The 7,555-nt window shown below is 64.3% G+C and carries 5 protein-coding genes and 4 pseudogenes; 4 read left to right on the top strand and 5 right to left on the bottom strand.

Translation table 11 applies throughout. The annotated features are described in order from the left end of the window. The 3 genes and pseudogenes from ACFFIC_RS26990 to ACFFIC_RS26980 all read right to left on the bottom strand — a co-directional run. Nucleotides 1-90, bottom strand: a pseudogene (locus ACFFIC_RS26990) (transposase); the annotation flags it as partial. Nucleotides 91-366: 276 nt separating this feature from the next. After that, nucleotides 367-1,374, bottom strand: coding sequence for an IS110 family RNA-guided transposase (locus tag ACFFIC_RS26985; RefSeq protein ID WP_377056279.1), 1,008 nt, complete (start codon nucleotides 1,372-1,374; stop codon nucleotides 367-369). A 70-nt stretch (nucleotides 1,375-1,444) separates the two neighbouring features. Further along, nucleotides 1,445-1,564 (bottom strand): annotated as a pseudogene (locus ACFFIC_RS26980) (transposase); the annotation flags it as partial. Between the two features lie 80 nt (nucleotides 1,565-1,644). Here ACFFIC_RS26980 and ACFFIC_RS26975 point away from each other — a divergent pair. Next, nucleotides 1,645-2,193: pseudogene (locus tag ACFFIC_RS26975) on the top strand (transposase); the annotation flags it as partial. Between the two features lie 10 nt (nucleotides 2,194-2,203). Here ACFFIC_RS26975 and ACFFIC_RS26970 read toward each other — a convergent pair. Next, the gene (locus ACFFIC_RS26970) at nucleotides 2,204-2,407 is read right to left on the bottom strand and encodes a hypothetical protein (RefSeq protein ID WP_377056277.1); all 204 of its coding nucleotides are present in this window, start codon (nucleotides 2,405-2,407) and stop codon (nucleotides 2,204-2,206) included. 397 nt (nucleotides 2,408-2,804) lie between these two features. Between ACFFIC_RS26970 and ACFFIC_RS26965 the strand changes: the two genes are divergently transcribed. The 3 genes and pseudogenes from ACFFIC_RS26965 to ACFFIC_RS26955 all read left to right on the top strand — a co-directional run. Beyond that, entirely contained in the window at nucleotides 2,805-3,461 is a 657-nt protein-coding gene (locus ACFFIC_RS26965) for a nucleotide-binding protein (protein ID WP_377056275.1), read from the top strand. After that, nucleotides 3,458-4,153, top strand: a complete 696-nt coding sequence (locus tag ACFFIC_RS26960) for a hypothetical protein (RefSeq protein ID WP_377056273.1) — start codon at nucleotides 3,458-3,460, stop codon at nucleotides 4,151-4,153. Before ACFFIC_RS26965 ends, ACFFIC_RS26960 begins: the two co-directional genes overlap by 4 nt. Nucleotides 4,154-4,439: 286 nt before the next feature. Continuing rightward, nucleotides 4,440-5,591: pseudogene (locus tag ACFFIC_RS26955) on the top strand (IS701 family transposase); the annotation flags it as partial. 1,237 nt (nucleotides 5,592-6,828) lie between these two features. Here ACFFIC_RS26955 and ACFFIC_RS26950 read toward each other — a convergent pair. Continuing rightward, nucleotides 6,829-7,527, bottom strand: a complete 699-nt coding sequence (locus ACFFIC_RS26950; protein ID WP_377056281.1) for a LysR substrate-binding domain-containing protein — start codon at nucleotides 7,525-7,527, stop codon at nucleotides 6,829-6,831. Nucleotides 7,528-7,555: the final 28 nt, after the last annotated feature.

Genomic DNA, 7,555 nt, shown 5'->3' with positions numbered 1-7,555 from the left:
GAGCTTGGCATTCTCCTCTTCGAGCTGCTTCAGCCGCCGGATCTCGGCCGTCCCCATCCCGGCAAACTGCTTCTTCCACCGGTAGAAGGTTCTCTAACTGAGGGCGGGCGCTTGCTGATCCTGGGTCTCCTCATGGTCCGGGACAAGGTTCTCTTCGAAGTCGCCGTGCCACAGGGGTGAGAGGCGCTTCATGATGGCGTCCAGGGCTCCGGCCTCCCAGCTTGTGGGCTACGCGGTCGCACAAGGCGCCGCACGTTTTACCTCGGCTCGACCGTCGCCTCTCGTCCGGACCAGGACGAGAACTCGAAAACCACTCAGCGCCTGCTTGTCATCTCTCCCTCCCTGGCCGCGTCGTACCGCTCCCCTTTAGGCCGCCCGGAACTCGGTGCCGTCCACCCAAAGGCGGTGGAGGATGACGCCGAGCTTCCTGGCGAGCGCGACACTGGCCTTCTTGTGCCCAACCTTTGCTCGCAGCCGCAGCGCCCATTCCCGCAGCGCGCCACCCCCGCCTGCTCGTGTGATCAGGCTGGACGCCGCCTCGAACAACAGCGTCCTGAGCAGCCCGTCGCCCCGGCGGGTGATGCGGCCCGAGTAATCGATCTCACCCGACTGGTAGCGTCTGGATGTCAGGCCGACATAAGCGCCCACCGATCTTGAATGAGCAAAGCGGGTCGGATCATCCACGGTGGCGACAAAGGCGTAAGCGGTGATGGCGCCGACCCCTGGCACCGTCATGAGCCGGCGGCACAGGCCTGATCCCTTCGCCTCGGCCAGGAGCCTGCGGGTCAGCTCAAGCAGGGAGCGAGCCAGGTCCTGACGCAGGCGCAGCAGCGGCCGCAGGGCGAGCGCAAGCGCCTCGTTGGCCTCGAACGCAAGTTCCACGCGGTCGGACCAGCGCCGCGGCCCCTTGGGCAGTCGCACCCCCATGCTGGTCAGCAGGCCGCGGATGGTGTTGTCGAGGTCCATCCTCTGGCCCAGGACGAGGTTGCGAGCCTTGAGCAGCGCCCGCATGGCCTGGGCCACCTCGCTCTTGGCCCGCACCACCCGGTAGAACCCGGTCCGCGCCAGCTCGGCCAGCATCGCCGCATCATTGGCGTCCGTCTTGTTTGGCATCTGGCTGAGCACCGCATGCGCCTGGCGGGCGTCCACACAGACCGCCGGCAGGTCACGGGCGACCAGCTGCCGGTGCAGCCAGTTCGCCATCCGCCCTGTCTCCAGCACCACCCGCTCGGGCCTGCCAAAGCGTGCCAGGGCGCCGGCGATCGCCTCCGGATCCGTCGCTGTCTTGCCCTGGCCGAGAATGCGGCCCTCGGGGCCACGAACACAAAAGGCGGTCTCCTCCATGGAGACGTCGAGGCCAACGTAGCAGGTCATCTCGCACTCCTCCTGTTTGCCGAGCTGGCGGCCCATTCTGGCCCCAAGTCCGGGAGTGCGCCTGCCCTCAGTTACGCCATGTCGGCTCCGAGATCCCGAGCTTGCGGCAGATCTCGGCCACCGCCGTACCGCTCTCCGCCTGCCTCAGGGCAAAGGCGATTTGTTCATCTGTGTACCGTTTCTGCTTCATGGCACCGCCCCTCTCCTCGGGGGCTTACAGTGCCCGAAAAACTTGCACCCGCGCCGGACCAGTTTCAGGGGTCAGGACCACGGGCGGTGCTTCGCCTGGTCCAGGGCCGCACAGAAGAGCTGTCCGCGGCCGTGCTGGACAGTTGGACCCTGCGCTCCACACCAGAAAGCGGTGGCCGGGCGGCTTGGGACGGAGACAAGCGGACCAAGGGCTCCAAGCTGCACTTGGCCGTTGACACGCTCGGCCACCTGCTCGCGCTGCACGTCACCCCCGCCAACCCGGATGACCGCTCGGCCGTCTCCACCCTGGCCGAGGCCGTCCAGGACGCGACCGGCGAGAGCGTGGACCTGGCCTATGTCGACCAGGGCTACACCGGTGAGCGGCCCGCCCGCGCCGCGGCCACCCATGGCATCACCCTGGAGGTAGTCAAACCTCCCGAAGCCAAGCGCGGCTTCGTGCTCCTGCCCAGAAGGTGAGTGGTCGAGCGCTCCTTCGGCTGTGTCACCCGCTTCCGCCACCTCGCCCGCGATTACGAGCGACTGCCCCAGACCTTGGCAGGATTGCACTTCGTCGCCTTCACCATCCTACTGCTCAAGCAGGCCGCCGATCTGACTATCGGCACGACGTAGGCTCGCATGGTCAAGATCCATCCGGCTTGAAGCGAGCGATTTCGATGAAAGACGAGGAGCCAACTTCCGACGCCGTGTCGAGATCGACAGAGAGAACATGCACCCCGCTGACGGCGGCATACCCGAGAACCTGCTCGACGCACGCGACAATTGCGGAAGGATCATTGCCGACAGGGAGCTTCGGGTAGAGAATGCCGCCGCTCTCATCGTCCAAGTTCACCGTCCCCAAGGCCAATAAGCGGCAGGCGAGCAGGCTGAGCTCTGTGGGGGCAGAGCACAGGTAGAAGGCAAGCCATAATTTCTGGACATCAAAACTCGGAAGTCCGCGGATCTTCCTGGCTCAATCGCTCATCGCCGCAGGCGTCATGCGCCAAGAATGACACTGCAGTCGATCACCCGCCAGCGGTCAGAAGCGAGCGTCGGCGTGAAGCACAAAACCGGCTGCCGATCCGTAACACCCTCTAGATTTGGTGTTTCTGGCGCTGTACCTTCGTCGCTCCAAGGGAGTTCGTCTGTAGAGGTCGGGACAGAAATCTTCGCAAAACGCTTTTACCGTGTAAAAGCTTGCAGCACATTCCGCCCAGCTCGTGGGCAGCGCCGGAGTTTATAGCGTGGTCGCCCAATGCACCATAATGCTCTCCTCGCCGAAGGGTGGGGTTGGAAAGTCCAGTCTCGCTCGAAATATACTGGTCCTCGCTGCCAGAGCAGGTCATTCAGTGACAGGTGTCGACTTCGACCAGCAGGCTACCTTAGCTACCTGGACGCAGCGCCGTGAGCGAGCCAGGTCCAGTATCCCCGAACTTTCAGCAATACCGGTGTCTGCGTCATCACTCGATGATTGGCGGGGAACCCTCAAAGCAGTGCGCAAAAGCGAAGTAGAGGTGGTTGTTGTCGACACTCCGCCCTCCATAGAACTGAATCTCGCGGCGCTGGTTAGCCTGTCGAAAGAAGCCGATCTCATACTCGTGCCATGCCAGCAGACACAAGACGATGTCGACAGCGTGGGCCCCTGGATGGTGAGACTGATGGAAGCAAGAGCCAGAGCAGTCTTCGTGCTAAACCGCTCCAACCGGCGAGCCAAGTCATTCGGCGCAATTAGGGCGAAGCTGTTGTCTGTGGGCCCAGTCTGCCCAGTGGAGATCCCTCAACTGGAAGAAATACCGCTTGCTGCCGGCAAGGGCCTCGGAGTTATGGACCTCGCCCGACCTAGCAGCGGCGAAACTTTCGAAAGCCTCTGGTCGTATGTGGCGCGGGAAGTCGGACTGTGACCAAGACTGGACGTGGTGTCTCTCGCAAGGCCCTGGACAAGCTCGACTTAGACGCTGTGACCGACACTGTGGCTGACTCCCGCCCAGCCCAGCTCGAAAAATTGATGGTGGTCCCGGGCGAGGTACTAGACGCAATAAAGGAGGTCTTCGCTGGCACCCGTGTTGCTGCCGATCACGACCTCGTCGGCGCAGTCTTGGAGGCGCGCCGAGCCGTCGGACAAGCTTGGGGCAGAGCTGGTCAAGCTACCGTTGAGATCGGCCGTGCTCTGAACGCTCTCGACGAACGCCTGCATGGACGGGAAGAACGCGCCCGCCTGAAGGCAGGTTTCGAAAAACTCTTCCCGTTCTCCGACCCGGTTGCAAGCCAGTTCCGCCGAGTCGCTGAGGCGGTTGATAGCGGCCGCTTCACCGCATCCGACCTGCCCGGTTCATATAGCGCAGCGTACCAATTGGCGCTGCTTGCTAAGGACGAGCTTGAAGAAGCTCGCAGACGCGGCCTAGTGGCACCCCATACGACTCGCGCCGCCGTGCTTGCCTTCCGACGTGAGCGATCGCATGCGCAGTCTGCTATGGTCGACTTGAAGGCTTTGATAGCTGAGCAACGACGCCTCAGAGAGCAACGTCGTGAACTGCTGCGAAAGCTTGTCGAGATGCGGCAACGTGCACGCGAGATCGCCCGCCTACTCGCGTAATGACGTAGGCGGCCTCAAAACCAGCCCTTGAGCTGCAACATTGGCACGAAAACAATAACTTGCCTTGGCTAGAGCTCTCGCACTGCTGCAACAGCCTTCGCAGCTCCTTTGCATGTAGGAGTGACCCAAGCCATGGGCATCGCCTCCTAGAACGCCGGTGCTTGTGCTGAACCTCGGGATTGTCGAGCGCAACATGGCGTACATGCAGCCTTAGTTCTACAGTTGAGCTTGCTTTGAGGCTTCCCCATGTGCGGCGTGTCGGCATGTCGGTTTGTGGAGGCAGGCCATGGGGTCGGATCCTCGGGACATTCTGAGTTGGCGCGAGAAGTTAGGAGCGCTGCAGGCGAGACTGGGGGAGTTGTTCGTCCGGGCCGAGCCGCGGCGGCAGGCAGGCCTGTACCTTGAGGGCCTGCTGAGCGCGGCCAAGCGCAAGAACGGCTGGCAGTTGGCCGAGCAGATCGGCGATACCCGTCCGTGGCGGACGCAGCGCGTGCTCAGCCACGTTCTGTGGGACCAGGAGGCGGCCCGGGATCTGTGCCGCGCGTACGTGCTGGAGCATCTCGGAGCCAATGATGGCGTGCTGATCGTCGATGAAACCGGCTTCCTCAAGAAGGGCGAGCACTCGGTCGGTGTGGCGCGGCAATACAGCGGCACGGCGGGGAGGATCGAGAACGCGCAGGTCGGGGTCTTCCTGGCCTATGCTAGCAGCAAGGGGCACGCCCTGATCGACCGCGAGCTCTACCTGCCCAGGAAGGAGTGGTGCGAGAACAGCGACAGGCGCGCCGAGGCCGCCGTCCCCGAGGAAGTGGCGTTCGCCACCAAGCCGGCGCTGGCCGGCCGCATGATCGAGCGAGCGCTTGATGCCGGCCTACCCTGTGCCTGGGTGCTGGGTGACGAGGTTTACGGCTCGGACCGCCGGCTGCGGATTGCCCTTGAACAGCGCGAGCAGCCCTTTGTGCTGGCGATCCGCAGCAACGAGAAGCTCTGGGCAGTGCTGGACGGGCATCTCGGCCAGCACGCCGCTTCGCGCCTGGCCAATCGGCTGCCGGCCCAGGCCTGGCGACGTTTGTCGGCCGGAGCAGGCAGCAAGGGCGAGCGGGTCTATGACTGGGCGCGCCTGCGGCTGACCCGGCTCCAGCAGCCCCCCTGGGACCACTGGCTGCTGGTCCGGCGCAGCCGCAAGGATCCGAAGGATCTCGCCTACTACGTCGTCTTCGGCCCCGATGGGACCAGCCTGGCCACCCTTGCGCGTGTTGCGGGCCGGCGCTGGGCCATTGAGGAATGCTTCGAGGTTGCCAAGCAGGAGGTCGGCCTGGCCGACTACGAGATCCGCTCGTGGCATGGATGGTACCGGCACATCACGCTGGCCATGCTTGCTCTGGCCTTTCTCGCGGGTATGCGGGTGAAGCTCAACGCCGCCCCGCGGCAAAAAAGGGGGACCAGCAAACCCCATCTCCGGTCGACTTCAGCACCGGCGAGATCCGCCATCTCATCAGCGGCCTCCGACGCGCCGCTGGCCTCGTGCTGGACCGCCTCTTCGAATGGTCCCTCTGGCGACGCCTACATCAGGCGATCGCCAGAACATGTCACTGGCGCCGCAGCCAGCGCGAGGCTCGCATGAAAACTCAACTGTAGAATTAGGCAGACGAGCACGGCTTAACGCTGGACCAAGCATCAAGACGCTCAGCCTGCCCGTACTGGCGCGGCGGTAATGGAGCTGAGTGCACGCGGTATTACCTGGCAGAAACTGGAAGAGGCCGAGGGGATGACCGATGGCGGGCTGGACGACCCTTCATCAGCTACCCACTGACTGGGGATTCGAAGGCCAGCGGCTGGCGGCGCTTGCGGCCCGGGTGCGGATGTGCGTGGCGGTGGATAGCGCGTAAGCCGTATCCATCGCAGCCCGTGCCCGCGGCACAGCCACAGCATCAACATGGTCGTGGAATTCGACAGCGGTGCTCGGCGAACTGGCGTGACGAGTGTAGAGGCCGCCGCGGAGCTGGCCCTTGCCGTCGTGGCGCAGCCCAGCCTGTGCTGCGATGGGCTCATGACCTAATCCGCCACCGCCGTCACCGCGACCTTCCTGACCCAAGCCCTGGCTCGGCTGAGGGCGGAGGGAATTGAGGGCCCAGTGCTGTCCGACGGTGGCACTCCGCACGCCCTGAGCACCGCCAGCATCGCCCCCGTGAACGAGCTGCGCGTGCGACGTTCCCCCTGGATCGTCTCGCGCGCGCTGCGATGGGCGGCCCCGACTTTGTCGCCGCCTTGGCCGCAACGCTCGATGGGAGCACCGTTGTTCTGGCCGTTGCGGCCAGAGGTCCCAAACGTCTCGAGCGGGTGAGCACCAGACTCGACAGGGCAGGGAGCTAGCCCGGGTTTGGCCTGCGAAGGCTGCCGGAAACCCCGTAAAATCGGGCAAAATCCATCCTTCTAGCAGGCTCCAGTAGGCACCTGGGCACGATAACATCTGAACGTCGTGCCCGGAGAGCAGGGCAGGGGTGTTTGCCACAATCCGTTGCTATGGCGGAGTTTGGTGAACGAGCGGACATTGTTGGCCAGCAGCTGCAATCGGCGGCTTTGCGCCCACAGCCACCATATAGGAGCCCGCGCCGATCTTCGGAAATTGGACGTTGCTCGCTCGTGCTCAGCTCATCGAGCTAGCTCATTCACGCCGGTCAAGTGCCGCCTCGTCTGCGGCGCACCACACGTCTGGATGCCTCGACTTCCTCCCCGTTGTGTTTGGGACCGACACCCTGCACAAAAGCCAGGGACTTCGCAGCTGCAGTGAACCGCGTTGCAGTGGCGGTCGGCCCGACACGGCGCAGGATCAGGTGGATTGGTGCTGACAGGCAAGGTGGACCGAGGTCCCGGAACACGATTCCCGCCACCCTGAGATACTGCATTGAGGACGGCACGATGGAGATGCCGAGCCCTGCCGCGACGAGGCTCAGCGTCGCAGGCAGCCGCGGTGCCTCCTGGACGATCATGGGCACGAAGCCCGCTTCATGACAGCCCGCTAAGATCGCATCGTACAGCCCAGGCCCGGAGCGGCGCCGGTAAAGGACGAACGGCTCGGCCGCGAGTGCTGTGAACGGGATTGGGACTTCTTCACCCACAGCCAAGCGGTGACCTTCCGGAAGGGCGGCGACCATCGGCTCTTCCAGCAACGCCTCCACCCGCATTCCGGTGACTGCTCCAATCGCCGAGCGCACGAAGGCAGCGTCCAGGCGGCCGAGCAGCACCGCCTCCACGAGTTCCGCCGTGCCCGCCTCGTCGAGTTCCACCTGCACGCCGGGCGACGCCTCCCGGAAGTGGCGAAGAACAGCCGGGACGAACGGGGGTAGCGTCCGCGGAGGTGGTGGAAAATCCGGCACGGTCCGGTGTGTAGGGCTTGGGTGGCCA

It is taken from the genome of Muricoccus vinaceus (assembly GCF_042433125.1).
Classification (GTDB): domain Bacteria; phylum Pseudomonadota; class Alphaproteobacteria; order Acetobacterales; family Acetobacteraceae; genus Roseomonas; species Roseomonas vinacea.
This window is presented reverse-complemented; position numbering and strand designations above follow the sequence as displayed.